Origin of the sequence: Paramicrobacterium fandaimingii (assembly GCF_011751745.2) — a bacterium.
GTDB lineage: Bacteria > Actinomycetota > Actinomycetes > Actinomycetales > Microbacteriaceae > Paramicrobacterium > Paramicrobacterium fandaimingii.
In genome coordinates this window covers 116334-133679 of the sequence record NZ_CP061170.1, presented here as the reverse complement: position 1 = coordinate 133679, position 17346 = coordinate 116334, and the positions used below count along the sequence as shown (strand labels likewise).

Genomic DNA, 17346 nt, shown 5'->3' with positions numbered 1-17346 from the left:
TGTGCCCGTCGACGCACAGCGCCCCCGGCGCGGCTGAAAGCCGCAGCATCCTGGGTATTCCATTGACAGGTAAGCAGACGAGCGCCTCACGGCGCCGTCAACACACACAAGGGCTTTTTATGCACCCGATCTCCGAAAAGCAGATTCGTTCATCGTTCATCAACGCGTCAAAACGCGAGCGCTCGGCACTGACGCTGCCCGAGAATGTCGACTCCCTCGACTGGGATGCTCTTGATTTTCTCGGGTGGCGTGACACGAAGTTTCCCAAGCAGGGGTACGTCATCGCCCTCGTCGATGACGAGCTCGTCGGCGTTGCGCTGCGGCTGGCCGACGGCGCCACCCGCACGCGGCCGCAGTGCTCCTGGTGCGAAGACGTTCACCTTCCCAACGAGGTTGTGTTCTTCGTCGCGAAGCGCGCCGGTGACGCTGGGCGCAAGGGCGACACCGTCGGAACCCTGGCGTGCGCAAACTTCGAGTGCAACGTCAATGCGCGCCGACTGCCGCGCACAGCGTACGTCGGGTTCGACGTCGAGGCCGCGCGGCAGCAGCGCATTGCGGCCATGCGCGTCAACGTCACGCGGTTCATCAGGTCGGTGCGCGACGGCAGTTGAGCGAGCGCGTCGCCCGTGACGGCTGGCGGCTGGCGATAACGCCACTCGTCACGGGGCGCTCGCAGCAAATGCCTTGATCAGGGCATCGGCGAGCAGCCGCGGGGCTTCCTGCGCCACATAGTGGCCGACGCCATCAAGCTGAACGGAGGCAACGTCTCCTTTCGTGACGCTGTCGAATGTTCGGTGCGTAAACGCACCGCCTGCGGAGCCGATGGCTGTCACGGGCATCGTCAACGGGGCGTTCTGCGCGAGTAAGTGCAGCTGCTCCCCCTCGGCGAGCATTCCGCGGTACAAGCCCACCGCGCCAGAAAACCCGCCAGGGCGTCCATAACTGCGGGCATACTCTGTGGCGTCTTTGGAGGTCACTGCCGCTTCGGCAACTCCATAGAAAGGGTAGAGATGCTCCCCGATAAAGGCTTCGGCGTGCTGCTCAAAGAGCAGACTGGCAATACCGGGAGCCGCAAGGGCACCGATATACCAGACACCCCCGTGTGTGACGTCTGCCAGTCCCTCAGCGCCGAAGCCGGCAAGCCCCGCCTCGATTGCTGTAAGACTCAAGACGTTCTCGGGGTGAGTTGCGGCGAGCCGGAACACCGCACTGCCACTGAGGTCTTGCCCGACGACATGCATCGGACCGACAAACAGATGCTCGATCAGGGCTTGAAGATCCGCAGCCGCGACCGCGCTCGAATAGCTGTCGCTTGCGACATCTGAGTCGCCGAAGCCTCGTAGATCCACTGCGTAAACACGGTGTGTGGCCGCGAGAAGCGGGATGAGCGCGCGAAATGCCCACCACGTTTCGGGGAATCCGTGAACGAGAAGCACGGGGGTGCCCTCGTCACCGGCCGTGACGTAGTGCAGATGCGTGCCGTTCACGGCTGCCGTTTCGTGTCGAACACCGGCGATTGTTGCCTGGTCAGAATTCATGATTTTCTCCGTCGAGAGCGAGATCAGTAAGACAACTAGGTTGTCATCTTCGCTGAAAGTAAACAACGAGGTTGTCGATTTATTTCCTCTCGCTACGATGGAGGCATGTCTCGAGGTGGTGCTGATCTCGCTCTTCTACTGCTCGGCGGTTTTCGGTTTATGGCAGACACGGCAACGGATCGCCTTGCCGAGCGAGGGCACGTCGGCGTGAGGCCCGCGCATGATTTCGCCTTGCGCGCCATTGCTGCGGGAGCCGGGACCATCTCGGAGGTGGGGAGGCGCACATCGGTTTCCAAACAGGCCGCGGCGAAGACCCTGGCGTTTCTCGAAGAGAGCGGCTACGTCCGTCGCACAGCTGACCCCCACGACCGCCGACGCGCGCGATTGACCGTGACCGATCGCGGGAATTCGCTCATGAGCGAGGGTGAGGCGGTATTCGACGAGCTCCGGGCCGAGTGGGAAGCGCTCGTCGGCCGCGACCGCGTCGCCGACCTGCAGAGCGCTCTTGTGCGACTGCTCGGAACCGAGAATTCGATCCTCGACAGCATGACGAGGGATGATCCGACCGCGTAACCGGAGGCGCCCCACGAGGCAGGTGCGTTCGCGACGGGCTATTTTGCGTTGCGCAGGGTCGTCAGTGAAACGATGATTGCGACGACAACGAGCCCCGCACCGAGCCACGCCGTGATCGACGCACCACTGCTGAACGCCGTGATCGCGGCCTGGCTCAGGGCATCGCCCAGTTTCGCCGGCAGCTGTTCGGCCACCTTCATGGCTCCACCGAGGGTCTCGGCCGCTGCCGCGGCATCCGCCCCTGAGACCCCGGCCGGAATGACGATGTGGTTGCTGTACGACGCCGTGAGAACCGTGCCGAGCGTCGCAACGCCCAACACGGAGCCGAGCTCGTACGCCGTCTCGGACAGCCCGGATGCCGCGCCAGCCTTCGACGCGGGCGCATTGGCGAGAATGAGGTCGTTTGACACGGTTTCGGCCGCACCGACGCCGATGCCGAGGGCGACCACGGCGAGCGCGATGCCCAGTGCACTTACGCTGCCGCCCTGAACGGCGATGCTGCCATAGCAGAGCACGGAGAAGACGAGTGCGCACGCGATGACGATGCTCGGGCGCACGCGACGGGCGATCGGCACCACGAGGAGCCCGGCCGTGATCATGACGGCAAGCCCGGGCACGAGCACGAGTCCCGCGTTCATCGGCGACATGCCCAGCACGAGCTGCAGATGCTGGGTGATGAAAAACAGCCCGCCGACGAACGCGATGATACTGAGCAGGTTGATGACGATTGCCCCGCTGAACGCCGGGATTCGAAACAGCGAGACATCGAGCATCGGATGCTGCAGTCGCAGCTGTCGGCGCACGAAAAGCGCTCCGAACACGATCGCTCCGACGAACACGCCGATTGCGAGCGCATCGATTCCAGCATCCGCCGCGTGCTTGATCGACCACACGAACGGCACCATCGCGAGCAGCACGAGCAGGGCGCTCAGCAGATCGATGGGTGAGTCAACGGGATCCTTCGATTCGCGCACCACGATGGGAAGAAGAATGAATAACGGGAGCAGCACCGGAACCGAGAGCAGAAAGATCGAGCCCCACCAGAAGTGCTCGAGCAGAAAGCCTCCGGCAATCGGGCCGAGGGCGCCGCCACCCGCGAACGCGCTTCCCCAGATCGCCACAGCGAGACGCCGCTGTTCGCGGTTGACGAAGAGGTTGCGCAGCAGCGAGAGCGTCGATGGCATAAGCGTTGCGCCGAACAGGCCGAGGGCGGCCCGTGCGGCGATCAGAGCTTCGGCCGAGGGCGAGTACGCGGCGAAAATCGACACGACGCCGAATCCGGCAGCGCCGATGAGCAGCAGCTTGCGACGCCCGACGCGGTCGCCGAGGCTGCCCATCGAGACCAGCAGCCCGGCGAGAACCAGCGGATAGACATCGATGATCCACAGCAACTGCGTGCCGGTTGGCAATAGCGCCTCAGAAATCTGCGGGAGCGCAAAGTTGAGGATCGTGTTGTCGACAGAGATGAGCAGCACGGGCAGCATAAGCACGGCAAGACCGAGCCACTCGCGAGCTCCGGCCCGTGGCTCGATGTTCACCTCTGCAGTCATCATGGTCATCCTCCGATCGACAACTGTACCGTCTGGACGGTACAGTGACAATATGGCTTCCCCAACTGACAGCGCTCACACAGCCGACCGACTGCTCGACGCCTATTCGGGACTGCTCATCGACGGCGGCGAAAGGGCGGCGACACTGGATGCTGTCGCGGCACGCGCGGGCGTCTCAAAGGGAGGACTGCTCTACCATTTTGGGTCGAAAGACGCCCTCGCGCAGGGGGTCATCGACCGCCTCGCTACGCTTGTCGACGAGGACGTCGCGGCCATGGCCGCCGACCCCGAGGGCCCCGTCGCCTTCTTCATTCGCACGTCAACCGAGACGGGGACGGCGTTCGATGCGGCGTACAACGCCACGGTGGCACTGGCCCAGAGCGGCGACACGTCGGCGACTGCGGCGATCGCCGACACTCGGGCACGCTGGCACGCCGCACTCATGCCCGAGGTGAACGACGCTGACGCGGCATCCGCCCTGATCTTCATGAGCGACGGTCTCTACCTCGCGAGCGCAAACCCCGAGGCCTATCCCGCCGTCAATCGCGGCTCGGCCTCAGACTTCGCCGACCGGATGCTGTCGGTCGCCCGCCGCCTCACAGCCCATTGAGCTCCTGCCAGCTCAGGGCAGTGGCCTTCTCCGACCGCGACCGCAGTCTCGCTTCAACACAGCTGATCATGATGGCAGCCGCAATGCCAGCTGGAATCGCCATCGCGGCGCCGATGAATATGAAAGCTTCTCCGTTGTTGGTCGCGGGCGCCGTGAGCTTCTCGACGATTGTCACGATGATCCCCAAGACGAAGACGCCTGCAGCTGCACCCAGCGCGCCCACGCCGACCCGTGCAGCCTCCGACTTTTTCATATGCCGCTCTAACGCGAAGCCTGCCAGCAGCGCTCCGAGCACCGCCGAAAGTGCGACAACCACACCGATCGTCCCGTACATAACAGTTCCGAACAGTTCCACCCCGATCGACGCAAAGAGTGCAAGGTAGGTGAACACACCGAGTACTGCGCCCAACGGCAACGCGATGACCATGATGGCCCAATATCGCCGCATCACTCGCATGCGATCATGCTAACGCCACGGGGGCACGCCTCGCGGAGGCCATATCAGAGATGTGAACACAACCGTTCAGTGCGCACTGACCACCATCGACAAGGATGAAGCTATGACGACTCCTCCCAACCCAGCCACGGATGCGGCTCCCACAGCGCGCCGTCGGGGAATTCAACACGCACTCACCGTCGTTCGCACTGAGCAGCTCACCCCGCACCTCGTGCGCGTGCACCTGGGCGGCGACGGGTTCGATGCCTACATCGCCGATGCTGACACCGCACGACTCGACGCAACCGACACCTACTCGAAGCTGCTCTTTGCCAAGCTCGAGCTCGGTCTGACGCCGCCGTACGATCTCGAGAAGCTGCGCGAGACGCTTCCCTTCGAAGACCTGCCCGTACGCCGCACCTACACGATCCGGTCGATCAACGAGGCCGAGAAGACAATTGCCATCGACTTCGTCGTGCACGGCAGCGACGGCATCGCCGGCCCCTGGGCCGCAGCCGCACAGCCGGGCGACATCGTGTCGCTGTCGAGCCCGGGCGGGCAGTTCACGCCGAGCCAGGATGCGTCAGTGCAGCGCCTCATTCTGGGCGACGACTCGGCGATCCCCGCGATTGCCGCCGCACTCGAGGCCATGCCGGAGGATGCCGTCGGGCGCGCGATCATCGAGGTCGGCGACGCGAACGACGAGATCACGCTCATGCATCCGGCAGGGGTCGAGGTGACGTGGCTTCACCGCGCTGGTGCCGAACACGGCATCCCACTCGTCGAGGCTGCTCGGGCGCTGCCCAAGCCAAAGTCGACCGATAATCCGGATGCCGCCATCGAGGTCTTCGCCCACGGCGAGCGCGCTGCCATGAAGCAGTTGCGCCGGCTGCTGCACACCGAGTGGGGCATCGATCGCCGTGCGCTGTCGCTCTCGGCGTACTGGGCACTTGGCCGCGCCGAAGACGGCTTCCAGGCAGAGAAGCGCGAGCCCGTCGGCAAGATCTTCGACGAGTAGGAGAGAGGGTCTTGCGAATCACTCGATCAGGAACGCTGGCTCGAACAGTTTCATGCCGAAGCGGCGAAGCTTGCAGATGACAACCTCACACCGTGAGCAGCACCTTCGTCGCACGCCGCTCGTCCATCGCCGCATACCCCTCGGCCGCACGCTCAAGCGGAAGCGTCATGTCGAACACATCGCCAGGGGTAACGGTGCCGCCCATGATCAGGTCGATCAGCTCGGGCAGGTATTCCCGCACTGGCGCGGGCCCGCCGTGCAGGTGCACGGCGGAGAAGAACAGCTTGTTCCCCGGCAGCTCGACATCGTGCGAGACACCGAGGTAGCCAACGTGTCCGCCAGCGCGCGTTGACCGGATCGCCTGCATCATGGATTCCTGCGTGCCCACGGCCTCGACCGTCGAGTGCGCACCGAGGCCGTGCGTCAGCTCGCGGACGCGGCGAGCGCCGGCATCTCCGCGCTCTTCGATGATGTCGGTTGCGCCGAATCGCCGCGCGAGCTCTTGTCGATCGGCGTGCCTGCTCATCGCGATGACGCGCTCGCTGCCGAGCCGTCGCGCCGCGAACACGGCGAGCAGCCCGACCGCCCCGTCGCCCACGACCGCGACGGTCTTGCCCGGGCCAGCCTCAGCGGCCACAGCGCCGAACCAGCCGGTGCCCAGAACATCGGATGCCGCGAGCAGCGCGGGAATCTCGGCGGCCGTCGGCTGGCGCGACGTCGCGACGAGCGTGCCGTCTGCCAGCGGAATGCGCGCATACTCCGCCTGCGTTCCGATCGAGCCCATCGGCACGACGTGCACGCAGCGACTCTGGTAGCCGGCGGCGCAGATCTCGCACGTGTTGTCTGAGGCCATGAACGCACCGACGACGAAGTCGCCCGGCTTCACCGTCGTGACAGCGTCCCCGATGGTCTCGACGACGCCGACGTATTCGTGCCCCATCGGCGTTGGACCGTTTTGCTTGTCGATGCCGCGATACGGCCAGAGGTCCGACCCGCAGACGCAGGTCGCCGTCACCCTAATGACCGCATCGGTGGGTTCGACGAGCGTCGGCTTCTCGCGCTCGTCGACGCGAACGTCGCCTGGCCCATACATCATCACTGCGCGCATGTTGTCATCCTTTTTTATTTCCTGGACGCTAGCGTACGCGGCGACTATGCACGAGGTCGATGAGGTGCGGCAGCACATCGCCCGCACGCAGGCCGTTGTGCTCGTGCTCGCTCGTCACCCACGGAACGACGCCCGGCAGCATCCGTGCCGTCTCGAGTGAGAACTCCATCGGCACATACACGTCGTTGACGTACACGGCAGCCGCCCCCACAGCGCCGGAGCCCAGCAGCGCAGCCTCGTCGTACACGCGCGGCCACTCGAACGAGGCGAGCTCGTCGACAACCTCGCGCCACGGCTGGAATCCGGGAACCGTGTCTGCCCACTCGCGGCGCACGTGCTCACCGGTGAGCAGTGTCACATCGTCGCGGAAGTCGTCGGGCAGCGTGCGCTCCGCCGACCAGTTCGTGGCGTGCCCGTCGGCGTAGCTCGACTCGTGGAACACGTAATACAGGGGATTGCGCGGCGAGAACGGCAACGCAGCCGCCAGGTCGTAGCGGAACGCGTTCGTGCCCGGTTCGCGCTCGAGCAGGCTCCACAGCGTCTGCCAGCCGTCGTTCGTTCCCAACAGCATCCCGAGCGAGCGCAGGCGCGACACCGACAGAACCTCACCGTCAGGCAGCATGATCTCACCGGCATCCGCCCGATCGGCCAGCCGACGCAGAGCATCGCGATGCTCGGGAAAGCGCCGGTAGTACCGCAGCGAGGCGTCGCGCATCTTGTCGTAGGCGAGCGCGTAGACGTCGTCAGGATGCCGCCCGACGGCGCTCAGGCCGCCGGTGAAGTACACGTGCTGCAGCGATGACGCGTGCGTCGAGAGGTAGGCGAGAGTCGTGAACCCGCCGAATGACTGCCCGAGTACGCTCCAGGTCTCGGCGCCGAGGTGCTCACGCATGGCCTCGCCGTCGCGCACAATCGAGTCGGCGCGCAGATGTGTGAGGTATTCGGCGACGGATGCTGCGCCGCGAGCCAAATCGCGATCGCCGACGGGGGTCGAGCGCCCCGTTCCACGCTGGTCGAACATCACCACGCGGTAGTGCTCGAGGGCGGCGTCCAACCACGACGGACCGGTCGGATTATGGAACGGGCGCGGCGCTTCGCTGCCCGGCCCACCCTGCAAGAACACGAGGTACGGCAGATGCTCTCCGCCCTCGCGGGTGACGACGGCGGCGAACACGTCGATCGTGCGCGAATCTGCGTCGTCTCCCCACACCAGCGGAACAGTGATGGTGTGCTCGTGAATGGTGAGATCCTGCATGCGGCGCGTTGTGACTGTCATCTTTCGAGTCTATGAGCGGTACTCACCGCGCGGGGGCCTCCACGTCATGGCGTCACTGAACACCATGTGAGAGCGCCTGCAGCTCGCGCACCTCATCGGCAAGGTCATCGACGGGGCCCGCCACAGGCAGGAACGGTGCGATGTCGGTGATCGGGTGCGGGGCGACGGGACCGCCCGGCACACCCCACTCGGCGAGCCACGACACAAGCTGCGCCGAGCTCGACGCATACACAATGCGCCCGAGTCCGACCCAGGCGTGGGCGGCACTGCACATGGGACAGTGCTCACCTGAGGTGTAGACGACAGCATCCTTCCGCTCCTCAGGGGTCAGATGCTCGGATGCCCATCGCGCAATGGCGAATTCCGGATGCCGCGTATGATCGCCGGTCTCGACAACGCGATTGCGGTCTTCGAAGCGGACTTCTCCTGCAGCATCCACCAGTATCGATCCGAAAGGCTCATCGCCGGCCTCAAGCGCCTCGCGCGCCAGCTCGATGCACCGGCGCAACCGCTCGCGGTCCTGCTCGGTGATGGCCCTGCCGCCTCCGGGCGCCTGCACGCTGTTCGTCATGGTCACAACGTACCAACACAGCCTCTTCCCGATGTCGGCTCGGCCACGTAGCATGTGCCGAGTGAGCACAACGACGTACCTTCGCTACCCGCACATTTCACACGATCTCATCACCTTCGTCGCCGACGACGACATCTGGCTCGTCGGATCTGACGGTGGCAGAGCATGGCGGCTGACCGCCGACCACGCACCGGTACGCCAGCCACGCCTTTCACCGGATGCCGCTCGCGTGGCGTTCATCTCGCACCGCGATGGGCACCCCGAGCTCATGCTCGCGGACGTCGAAACCGGTGCCACACGCCGCCTCACCTGGTGGGGCGGCAGCACAACAACGATGCTCGGCTGGGCGTCGAACGACAGCATCCTCGTCGCCTCAAACGCGGGCGAGGCAAACATGCGGCACGCCGTCGTGAAGTCGGTTTCTCTCGACGGCCGCTCGGAGCGCCTGCGTCATGGCATGGCATCCGGTCTCGCCGTGCGCGGTGACGGGGCTGTCGCTCTCAGCACCCCCGGAAGCCGCCCGCCCGCGTGGTGGAAGCGCTACCGCGGCGGCACGGCTCCTCGCCTGTGGCTCGACGACGGAACCGGGTCGTGGAATCAGCTTCTGCGTGACGACGACGCAGGCCTCGTCGACCCGATGTGGCTGGGCGAGAAGCTGCTCTTTGTCTCTGATCGCGCCGCGCGGTTCCCAGACCGCGCACATGAGCAGGCGAACCTCTGGCTCTGGGATGCGCCGGGCGAGGGCGAACCTCGTCAGCTCACCTTCCAGAGCGAAGACGACGGCTACGTGCGCGACGCCTCAACGGATGGCACGCGCGTCATCTGGCACAGTCGAGGACAGATTCGGATGCTCGATGGCATCGACTCCGAGCCGCGCACGCTCGACATCGTGCTTCCCGGCGTCGATGTCGCGCCCGTGAGTCTCGATGCGGCGAAGAACGTCTCGGCCCTCGTCGCCGATCACGGCGGCGACGCCAGCCTCATCTCGTGGCGCGGCAACGCGTTCTGGCTGTCGCATCGCGAAGGGCCGGCGCGCGCCCTTGCCGCCGATTCCGGCATCCGCACCCGCGAACCCGTCGTTCTGGGGCAGACAGGCACCGTCGCCTATGCCACAGATGCCGAGGGCGAGGATGCTGTCGAGATCCGTCATTCCGATGGCACGGGAGAGCCGCGGCGCATCCTCGTCGGCGCACTCGGCCGCGTGCTGCACCTCGCGTCGAACCCGGCGGGCACGCACCTCGGGGCGATTTCGCACGACGGCGCGATTCGACTCATCGATGTTGCAGGCGGAACCGCGCGCACCGTGGGCAGCTCCCACGCGGGCGAGGCCCTCACCCCGACGTTCTCGCCAGACGGGCGCTACCTTGCCTGGTCGCAGCCCACGGCAGGCGAGTCGGAGCTGCACCAGATCCGCGTGTTCGACACCACGTCAGACGCGGCATCCGTCCCTCTGACCACGGGCAGGTACCACGACCATTCCCCTGCGTTCACGTTCGACGGCAAGCACATCGTGTTTCTCTCCGACCGCACGTTCGACCCGCACTACAACCAGCACGCGTTCGATCTCGCGTTCAGCGGAGCGACGCGGCCGTGGCTCATTCCCCTGTCAGCGACCGAGCCGGCACCGTTCGGGCCGAGTGCCGACGGGTGGCGTGTCTCAGCGGCATCCGATGCCCCAAAGGGCGCCGACACCGTGGCATGCCCCGATCTCGACGCCGACGGGGCGGAAGAGCGCATTACGCCGTTCCCCGTGCCCAGTGCGGACTACCGCGATCTTGTAGCGGCGAAAGACGGCGTGCTGTGGGTGCGCGTGGCTTCGGAACAGCAAGGCGAACTCGGGTCACGTCGTGCCGGAGTTGCGGGCGAGAAGACCGCAGACAGCCTTGAGCGTTGGAGCTTCCCTGATCGCAAGCTCACAACGATCGTCGAGAAGGTCGATCACGTTGCGGTCTCGGGCGACGGCGAGCGCATCGTCGTGCGCCACGGCGACGACGTGACCGTGCTGCCCTCAACCCGCAAAGCCGAAGAAGACGACAGCGCGCGCATCACCGTTGACATGAGTCGTCTGCGCTTTCAACTCGATTGCGCGGCCGAGTGGCACCAGATGTTCGATGAGAACGCGCGCCTCATGCGTGACCACTACTGGCGCGAAGATATGAACGGCGTGGACTGGGATGCCGTGACAACACGGTGGCGCACGGTGGTGGCTGCTGTTCGCACGCACGATGATCTCGTCGACGTGCTGTGGGAGACCGTGGGCGAGCTCAATACGTCGCATGCGTACATTCAACCGCGCAGCCCGCTCGGCGACGCGTCGCGCAAGCTGGGTTTCCTTGGCGCCGACCTCTCGCCTGCCGCGGACGGCTGGCGCATCGACAGCATCCTCCCCGGTGAATCAAGCGAACCCGATGCCCGATCGCCGCTGCGCCAGGCCGGAGTCGGAGCGCGTGACGGCGACGTGATCGCCGCCGTCGATGGTGTTCCGGTTGACCCCGTTGCTGGGCCGGCGAAGCACCTCGTCGGTGCCGCAGGGAAGCCCGTCGAGCTGGTGTTGCGCCGTGACGGGCACGACCGCCGCGTCGCCGTCGTGCCGCTCGAATCCGAAGAGGTGCTGCGATACCAGGCGTGGGTGCGCTCGCGGCACGCATATGTCACCGAACGCAGCGGCGGACGGCTCGGCTACCTGCACGTGCCCGACATGATGAGCACCGGCTGGGCGCAGCTTCACCGCGACTTGCGTGTCGCCACCGAGGCGGAAGGCGTGATTGCCGACGTCCGGTACAACCGTGGCGGCCACACGAGTCAGCTCGTGATTGAAAGGCTTGCTTCCCGCGTCATCGGATGGGCGTGGGCGAGACAGTATGCGCAGCCGGTTCCCGATCCGGATCGCGCGCCACGTGGCTCCGTCGTGCTCGTGGCAAACGAGAACTCGGGCTCTGACGGCGACATCGTCAACGCGCGAGCGCAGGCGCTTGGCATCGGCCCGGTCGTCGGCGTGCGCACGTGGGGCGGCGTCGTCGGAATCGACGGTCGCTTCGAGCTCGTCGATGGCACCGGCGTCACGCAGCCGCGCTACGCGACCTGGCTTGAGGGCAAGGGCTGGGACGTCGAGAACCATGGCGTCGACCCCGACATCGAGGTGGTGCACACGCCCTCTCAGCTGTTCGAAGTGAATGATCCGCAGCTGGATCGCGCGATCGATGAGGCGCTTGCCCGGCTCGAGGAGGCGCCGGCTGCTACGGCGCCACCGCTGCCGGAGCCGCGCGTGCAGGGCTGAGCGTCGGTGGCGCGCACTCACTCTGCCGCGAGAGTGCGCGCGACGCTATGCCGGAGCGAGGCGATCGTCGGCACAACCGTGGCCGCGAGCAGCAGCACAAGGCCGCCTCCCGCGATGATTGCAGCGCTCGCCCAGGAAAGCGGCATCGAGCGCAGCTCGAGCGCGGTCGCCACGATGATTCCGCCTCCCACAATCGCGGCCAGCCCCAGAAGGAACGCGCTCGATGCATAGATCACGGCCTCCCAGACGGCCATCGCTATGACAGTGCGCTGAGTGGCGCCAGCGGCAAGCGCAAGGGCAAACTCATGCTCGCGTGCGTGGCTCGTCATGTAGACAGTCGCAGCTGCCGCGACGGCCGAGAGCAGCAGCGGCCCGCCCAGCATGACGACGACGCTTTCGAGCGGCAAGCTCCACCCGTTGTCGTCACCCGTGCGCTCAATAAGCGACTGCCGCAGCAGCGCCGACGTCGTGTAGAGCCCGCCCGTCAGGCCAATCGCCACCATGAGAGGGCTGATCGCCGCAGCGCTCTGACTCAGTCGGTAGCCGGCCGAGTGCCGGGCGAGAAACCAGGATGCCGAGGCGCGACGTGGTACGAGAAAGGTCCACGCACGCTGCACCGCGGGGAGCACGAGCGGCCCTAGTACGGCGATCAGAGCGACGATCAGCGGTGTGATGACGATCGACGTGTTGAGAATCACGGTGAACTCGGCGCCGTACAACGACGCGGCCGCCCAGCAGAGTCCACCGAGGACGGCAGCGGCCAGCAGCATCCGAAACCATCTCACCTTCATGGCGACGGCGTCTGGCTCCCGCAGCGCGACGATCGGAGCGATCCGGCTCGCCCGCCGAGCGCCGCGAAGCCCGCCCAGCAGCATGACGGCGACCACACCGGCGACGACGTATGACGCGGCGATGAGCGAGAGCGTAAAGTTCACGCGGGTGATCGCTGACCAGCTGCTGAAGATGAGCGTGAACGCCGGGTTCAGCACGGAGCGCGCGAGAAGGACGCCGCTCGCGCTGCCAAGTGCGGTCACGATGAGAAGCTGCGCCACGACGGTACTGCCGACTCGAGAAGGCGGCACGCCGACAAGCTGCCACAGCGCGTAGCTGCGCCGCTGCAGTGCCACCGTCAGGTTGGAGATCGAGCTCAGCACGATCACCGCCGTGATCGACGTGAAGATCAGCATCGCCATGCTGCCGCCCGCAAGAAACTGCCGCACCTCGCCGTCGTATCGCAAGCTCGTATCGATGAGACTCGCCGCGAACGCGCCGACGAAACCCGCGACGAGCGAGACGGCGAAGGTGCCAACCCAGATGCGGGCGTTGTGGATGAGCTCGCGCGCGATGAGGCGGATCACGCGACGGCACCAGCGAGGCTGACCGCGTCGAACACCTGCTCGGGCGCCGGCGACTGCAGTTCTGCGTGAATCAGCCCGTCACGCAGCACAAGCACGCGGTCGGCGCGCGCCGCTGCCTCGAGATCGTGCGTCACCAGCACGACGGAACGGGGTCCGGATGCTGCGTCGCGCAGAAGCCCGAGCACTGACGCACCCGTTGCGGTGTCGAGCGACCCCGTGGGTTCGTCCGCGAATACGATGTCGGGATACATCGCCAGCACGCGGGCAATTGCGACCCGCTGCTGCTGACCGCCAGAGAGAGCACTCGGCCGGTGCCGCGCGCGATCGGTAAGCCCGACGGCAGCGAGCGCCCCGTCGACATCTCGCTTCGCCGTGCGACGCCGAGCGAGCCGAGCGGGCAAAGCGACGTTCTCACGGGCGCTGAGCGAGGGGATCAGGTTGTACGACTGAAATACGAAGCCCACATGATCGCGCCGCAGTTCGGCGAGCCCGCCGCGGCTCAGTCCACTGAGCTCGCGCCCGAGAAGCTCCACACTGCCCGCGTCGTAGGGCTCGAGCCCCGAGAGGCAATACAGCAGCGTCGACTTTCCCGAGCCGCTCGGCCCGACAACACTGACCATCTCCCCGGCATGCACCTCAAGCGAGATGCCGCGAAGCACGGGGATCGAAGGCTGTCTGCGACCCGCGCTGAACGATTTCTGAAGATTCTGTGCGCTGACTAATGGGGTGTTCACGGAGATAGTCCATCGTGTCTCGACAACGCACACGAGCGGCAGAGCGCCACATAGGAGGTAGACCTGACGCTACCTTTCGCTGTCGCACGGCACCTCGACCCGCGGCATCCGTACTGTAGAACCATGACGAACACGGTGTGGGCTGCGCTACGGCGACCGCCTGTGTCGTTTCTCAGAAGCTGGTGGCCGTGGCGGGCGCTGCTCTTTCTGCTGACCAGTGCCGTGCTCGGCGTGCTGCTGCTCGCCGTTACCGTTCTCACCCTCGTGCTGCTGCCGCTGTGGGGCATCGCGCTCGGCGCACTCGAGCGGCGGCGCACACGGCTTCTCGGCTTCGCCCGAGTGCCGACGGGACACGTGCGGCTCGGCCGCGACCAACGCCAACACTGGCTGAGCATCCGGCTCGTCGAAACGGCGACGTGGCGCGAAACGGCGGCACTTTTTGTCGACATCGTGCTCGGGATGCTGTCGCTCGCCGTACTCTTCGTCGAATTCGCGGCGCTGGCCATCCCCGTCGCGATCGTCATCGCCGCGATCCAGGGACCACGCGAGCTCAATCTGTTCGGCGACGTCTACGTCACAGTGACGCCGGGCAACTGGTGGCCGGCCGTGCCCGTCGCCGCTGTGCTGCTCGCGCTGTTCGCATATTTGAACGTCGTGATCGCCTCGGGCCACGCGTACCTGCTTCGGCTGCTCTGCGGACCGCGGCAGGAGGAGTTGGAACGCAACGTCGAGAGGCTCTCGCGATCCCGCGCCGCGCTTGTCGCGGGCTTCGAGGCCGAGCGGCGGCGCATCGAGCGCGACCTTCACGATGGCGTGCAGCAAGAGCTCGTCACGCTCGCCGCACGACTGGGCATGGTGAGCCTCGATCTCGACCAGCTCACCGCGAAGGGAGCAGAGACGGATGCCGCGAGGGCTGCCCTCGCCGCGGCCCAGGACCAAGCTGAGCATGCCATGGCAACGCTGCGGAACACCGTGCGCGGCATTCACCCGGCTGTGCTCACCGACCACGGGCTCGCTGCAGCGCTCGATGAGCTTGCCGAACGCGCGCCGGTCGAGCTGAGGCTCGACGTCGATGTCGGCGACCGCATGCTCACCAGTATCGAGACCGCCGCCTACTACGTTGTGACCGAAGCGATCACGAATGCCGCGAAGCACACGACGTCGACACGACTGACGGTTCGAGCGCGATCGGGCGAGGATGGCTTCGACATGATGATCTCCGACAACGGCAATGGCGGCGCGGACCCTGACGCGGGCACCGGGCTGCGCGGGCTTGCCGAACGCGCGGAGACACTCGGCGGTGTTTTCACGATCGACAGTCCCGTCGGCGGACCGACGACGCTTCGTCTGCAGCTGCCCCTCACAGATCTGCCTCTCACAGAACAGGAGCCGGCTCGTGCGGATTCTGCTGGCTGAAGATTCGACGCTTCTGCGCGAGGCGCTCACCGCCCTCGTCGAGCGACTCGGTCATGCCGTCATCGCGACAGCGCACGACGCAGATGAGCTTCGTCGCGTCTATGGGCGAATGGATGCTGCCGGTGACCAGCCGGATCTCATCGTCACCGATGTGAGGATGCCACCGGAGAACCGCGACGATGGCTTGGCCGCGGCCCTCAGCATCCGTCGCCAGTCTCCGACTCAGCCCGTTCTCGTGCTCTCGCAGTACATCGCCGACCGGTATGCTCGCGACCTTCTGACGCTTCCCAACGGCGCGATCGGCTACCTGCTCAAAGACCGCATCAGCCGCGTCAACGATTTCGCTCGGTCCCTCGTGACCGTGCAGGAGGGCGGCACCGTCATCGACCCCGACGTTGTGCAGCATCTGCTTCGGCCGCGCGATCGCGGGCCGCTCGCCACACTCACTCCGCGCGAACGCGACGTGCTCGGGCTCATGGCCGATGGCAGGTCGAACTCAGAGATCGCCGCGGCCCTCGTGGTGAGCGACGCGTCTGTGCGCAAGCACGTTGGCAACATCTTTGCGAAGCTCGGCCTCGGGCCCGTCGAAGAGAACCGCCGCGTCAAAGCGGTGCTGACGTACCTGCACGACTCGAGGAAATAGCTGCGCCATCCGCCAGCATGGGGCCGACGTCAGACGGCGGCGTGTGCTGTTGCAGAAGCTCGCTCACCCGCGCCGAGCTGTGAATGCTCAGACAACTTCGGGGATCGGCGCCCGGGCAGGTTGATCACCGTGAACACCGCTCCGACGCACGCCCAGATCGCCAACAGCATCCACGGAAACACCGTGCTGGCATCGGGAAAGTACGACAGGTTGCGAATCAGCGTCCCTGCAGCTCCGGGCGGAAGCCATTGCCCGACGGCACCCCAGGGTTGCACGATGAACGCGACCGGTGCCATCGCCCCGGAGATGGGGTTCGCGAGGAGAATGGTGAAAGCGGCTCCAAGACCCGCCCCGACCGCGCCCAACAGCCCCGCGAGCCCGGTGATCGTTGATGAGATCGCCGCGATTGACAGTGCCATCGCCGCCGCGTTCAGCAAATAGTCCCCCTGCAGTGCACCGTAAATACCCTGCAATACCCCGGTCAGCACAAGACCTGCTCCCGCGGCGTAGATCACGAGAGCAACGACGCGCTTGAGTCCAGACCCCTTCAACACCATCGAGATCACAATTCCACCGAGCATTCCCCCGATGACGAGTGGGAACATTGACGCTGTGAGGCCTGTCCCGTTGGGATCGTCGTCGCTCAGGGAAACCACGTCCGTCGTCGTGACAGTTACCTCCGGAACCTCAAACGGTTGCGGTGTCTCGCCCGCCGCAGGAGGTGGCGCCTGACCCGACAGCGTCGCGTTTACCTGCTTCTCGACTGTCGCCGTGATCTGGGCGTCAATCTGCTGTTGCAGTTGCTGAGCGATCCCGGTCATCATCTGTGCGATCTGGGAACTAGCCGCCGTGGCTTGGAGAACCTCAGGCGCGTCGGTCGGTGACGAGCCAAGAACGATCGCGCCGAATGCGTCGCGTTGCTCAATCGCCGCAACCGCGTCTTTCCGGTCGTCGAATCGCGTCAGAGCGATGGCACCATCGGACGCATCCTCGACCCGATCTTTCACCTGGTCGACCTGGTCGTCCGCTCCGACAATGCCGACGGGGACATCGTGCGCACTGGCCGTCACTGCGGGCCACGAAAACGCAAGAAGAACAACCCCGACGACGATCGACAGAGCACACGCGATGACGACGAGCTTTGGCCACGGCGTGGTGGCTTCAGTACGGGTGCTCATTCTTACTCCTTATAAAACGAATGTTCGTTCTTTATTATGGCATCGTGAGTAGTGTTGTCA

The 17346-nt window shown here is 65.7% G+C and carries 16 protein-coding genes; 7 read left to right on the top strand and 9 right to left on the bottom strand.

The window, feature by feature from the left end; all coding sequences use genetic code 11:
- The first annotated feature begins 119 nt into the window (after positions 1-119).
- Complete coding sequence (locus tag HCR84_RS00680; RefSeq protein ID WP_166982989.1) at positions 120-611, top strand: FBP domain-containing protein; 492 nt, start codon at positions 120-122, stop codon at positions 609-611.
- Between the two features lie 48 nt (positions 612-659).
- On the opposite strand, the gene HCR84_RS00675 is transcribed toward HCR84_RS00680, so the two are convergent.
- Positions 660-1538, bottom strand: a complete 879-nt coding sequence (locus HCR84_RS00675; protein WP_166982990.1) for an alpha/beta hydrolase — start codon at positions 1536-1538, stop codon at positions 660-662.
- 105 nt (positions 1539-1643) lie between these two features.
- Between HCR84_RS00675 and HCR84_RS00670 the strand changes: the two genes are divergently transcribed.
- Complete coding sequence (locus HCR84_RS00670; RefSeq protein ID WP_166982991.1) at positions 1644-2111, top strand: MarR family winged helix-turn-helix transcriptional regulator; 468 nt, start codon at positions 1644-1646, stop codon at positions 2109-2111.
- A gap of 38 nt (positions 2112-2149) precedes the next feature.
- Here HCR84_RS00670 and HCR84_RS00665 read toward each other — a convergent pair whose 3' ends face one another.
- Complete coding sequence (locus HCR84_RS00665; protein WP_166982992.1) at positions 2150-3670, bottom strand: MFS transporter; 1521 nt, start codon at positions 3668-3670, stop codon at positions 2150-2152.
- Positions 3671-3713: 43 nt separating this feature from the next.
- On the opposite strand from HCR84_RS00665, the gene HCR84_RS17715 reads away from it, so the two are divergent.
- Positions 3714-4271 (top strand): TetR/AcrR family transcriptional regulator, encoded by a 558-nt coding sequence (locus HCR84_RS17715; RefSeq protein ID WP_166982993.1) that lies wholly within the window; start codon positions 3714-3716, stop codon positions 4269-4271.
- Here HCR84_RS17715 and HCR84_RS00655 read toward each other — a convergent pair.
- Positions 4258-4728 carry a hypothetical protein gene (locus tag HCR84_RS00655; protein WP_166982994.1) on the bottom strand — a complete coding sequence of 157 codons (471 nt, stop codon included), beginning with the start codon at positions 4726-4728 and terminating at the stop codon, positions 4258-4260. The genes HCR84_RS17715 and HCR84_RS00655 overlap by 14 nt on opposite strands.
- A gap of 103 nt (positions 4729-4831) precedes the next feature.
- Here HCR84_RS00655 and HCR84_RS00650 point away from each other — a divergent pair, with 103 nt between their 5' ends.
- On the top strand, positions 4832-5725 hold the full coding sequence (locus HCR84_RS00650) for a siderophore-interacting protein (protein ID WP_166982995.1): 894 nt from the start codon (positions 4832-4834) through the stop codon (positions 5723-5725).
- Positions 5726-5810: 85 nt separating this feature from the next.
- Here HCR84_RS00650 and HCR84_RS00645 read toward each other — a convergent pair whose 3' ends face one another.
- Genes HCR84_RS00645 through HCR84_RS00635 form a run of 3 tightly spaced genes read right to left on the bottom strand, consistent with a single transcriptional unit; the run spans position 5811 to position 8680 of the window.
- Positions 5811-6833, bottom strand: coding sequence for a zinc-dependent alcohol dehydrogenase family protein (locus HCR84_RS00645; protein ID WP_166982996.1), 1023 nt, complete (start codon positions 6831-6833; stop codon positions 5811-5813).
- A gap of 28 nt (positions 6834-6861) precedes the next feature.
- Positions 6862-8109, bottom strand: coding sequence for an alpha/beta fold hydrolase (locus HCR84_RS00640; protein ID WP_166982997.1), 1248 nt, complete (start codon positions 8107-8109; stop codon positions 6862-6864).
- A 52-nt stretch (positions 8110-8161) separates the two neighbouring features.
- On the bottom strand, positions 8162-8680 hold the full coding sequence (locus HCR84_RS00635; RefSeq protein WP_166982998.1) for a nucleoside deaminase: 519 nt from the start codon (positions 8678-8680) through the stop codon (positions 8162-8164).
- 52 nt (positions 8681-8732) lie between these two features.
- Between HCR84_RS00635 and HCR84_RS00630 the strand changes: the two genes are divergently transcribed.
- Positions 8733-11957, top strand: a complete 3225-nt coding sequence (locus HCR84_RS00630) for a S41 family peptidase (RefSeq protein ID WP_166983272.1) — start codon at positions 8733-8735, stop codon at positions 11955-11957.
- Between the two features lie 17 nt (positions 11958-11974).
- On the opposite strand, the gene HCR84_RS00625 is transcribed toward HCR84_RS00630, so the two are convergent.
- Entirely contained in the window at positions 11975-13315 is a 1341-nt protein-coding gene (locus HCR84_RS00625) for an FtsX-like permease family protein (protein ID WP_166982999.1), read from the bottom strand.
- Positions 13312-14049, bottom strand: a complete 738-nt coding sequence (locus HCR84_RS00620) for an ABC transporter ATP-binding protein (protein WP_166983000.1) — start codon at positions 14047-14049, stop codon at positions 13312-13314. The genes HCR84_RS00625 and HCR84_RS00620 overlap by 4 nt, the downstream gene beginning before the upstream one ends.
- Before the next feature lie 123 nt (positions 14050-14172).
- Between HCR84_RS00620 and HCR84_RS00615 the strand changes: the two genes are divergently transcribed.
- The gene (locus HCR84_RS00615) at positions 14173-15465 is read left to right on the top strand and encodes a sensor histidine kinase (RefSeq protein WP_166983001.1); all 1293 of its coding nucleotides are present in this window, start codon (positions 14173-14175) and stop codon (positions 15463-15465) included.
- A complete protein-coding gene (locus tag HCR84_RS00610) occupies positions 15446-16108 on the top strand; it encodes a response regulator transcription factor (protein WP_166982158.1) in 663 nt (220 codons plus the stop codon). Before HCR84_RS00615 ends, HCR84_RS00610 begins: the two co-directional genes overlap by 20 nt.
- Positions 16109-16137: 29 nt before the next feature.
- Here HCR84_RS00610 and HCR84_RS00605 read toward each other — a convergent pair whose 3' ends face one another.
- Complete coding sequence (locus HCR84_RS00605; RefSeq protein WP_166983002.1) at positions 16138-17286, bottom strand: hypothetical protein; 1149 nt, start codon at positions 17284-17286, stop codon at positions 16138-16140.
- Positions 17287-17346 lie beyond the last annotated feature (60 nt).

Coding starts and splice junctions, on each gene's coding strand:
- HCR84_RS00650 (WP_166982995.1), top strand. CDS start 4,832: ATGACGACTCCTCCCAACCCAGCCACGGATGCGGCTCCCACAGCGCGC.
- HCR84_RS00665 (WP_166982992.1), bottom strand. CDS start 3,670: ATGACCATGATGACTGCAGAGGTGAACATCGAGCCACGGGCCGGAGCT.
- HCR84_RS00645 (WP_166982996.1), bottom strand. CDS start 6,833: ATGCGCGCAGTGATGATGTATGGGCCAGGCGACGTTCGCGTCGACGAG.
- HCR84_RS17715 (WP_166982993.1), top strand. CDS start 3,714: ATGGCTTCCCCAACTGACAGCGCTCACACAGCCGACCGACTGCTCGAC.
- HCR84_RS00630 (WP_166983272.1), top strand. CDS start 8,733: ATGTGCCGAGTGAGCACAACGACGTACCTTCGCTACCCGCACATTTCA.
- HCR84_RS00655 (WP_166982994.1), bottom strand. CDS start 4,728: ATGCGAGTGATGCGGCGATATTGGGCCATCATGGTCATCGCGTTGCCG.
- HCR84_RS00680 (WP_166982989.1), top strand. CDS start 120: ATGCACCCGATCTCCGAAAAGCAGATTCGTTCATCGTTCATCAACGCG.
- HCR84_RS00640 (WP_166982997.1), bottom strand. CDS start 8,109: ATGACAGTCACAACGCGCCGCATGCAGGATCTCACCATTCACGAGCAC.
- HCR84_RS00615 (WP_166983001.1), top strand. CDS start 14,173: ATGACGAACACGGTGTGGGCTGCGCTACGGCGACCGCCTGTGTCGTTT.
- HCR84_RS00670 (WP_166982991.1), top strand. CDS start 1,644: ATGTCTCGAGGTGGTGCTGATCTCGCTCTTCTACTGCTCGGCGGTTTT.
- HCR84_RS00605 (WP_166983002.1), bottom strand. CDS start 17,286: ATGAGCACCCGTACTGAAGCCACCACGCCGTGGCCAAAGCTCGTCGTC.
- HCR84_RS00635 (WP_166982998.1), bottom strand. CDS start 8,680: ATGACGAACAGCGTGCAGGCGCCCGGAGGCGGCAGGGCCATCACCGAG.
- HCR84_RS00675 (WP_166982990.1), bottom strand. CDS start 1,538: ATGAATTCTGACCAGGCAACAATCGCCGGTGTTCGACACGAAACGGCA.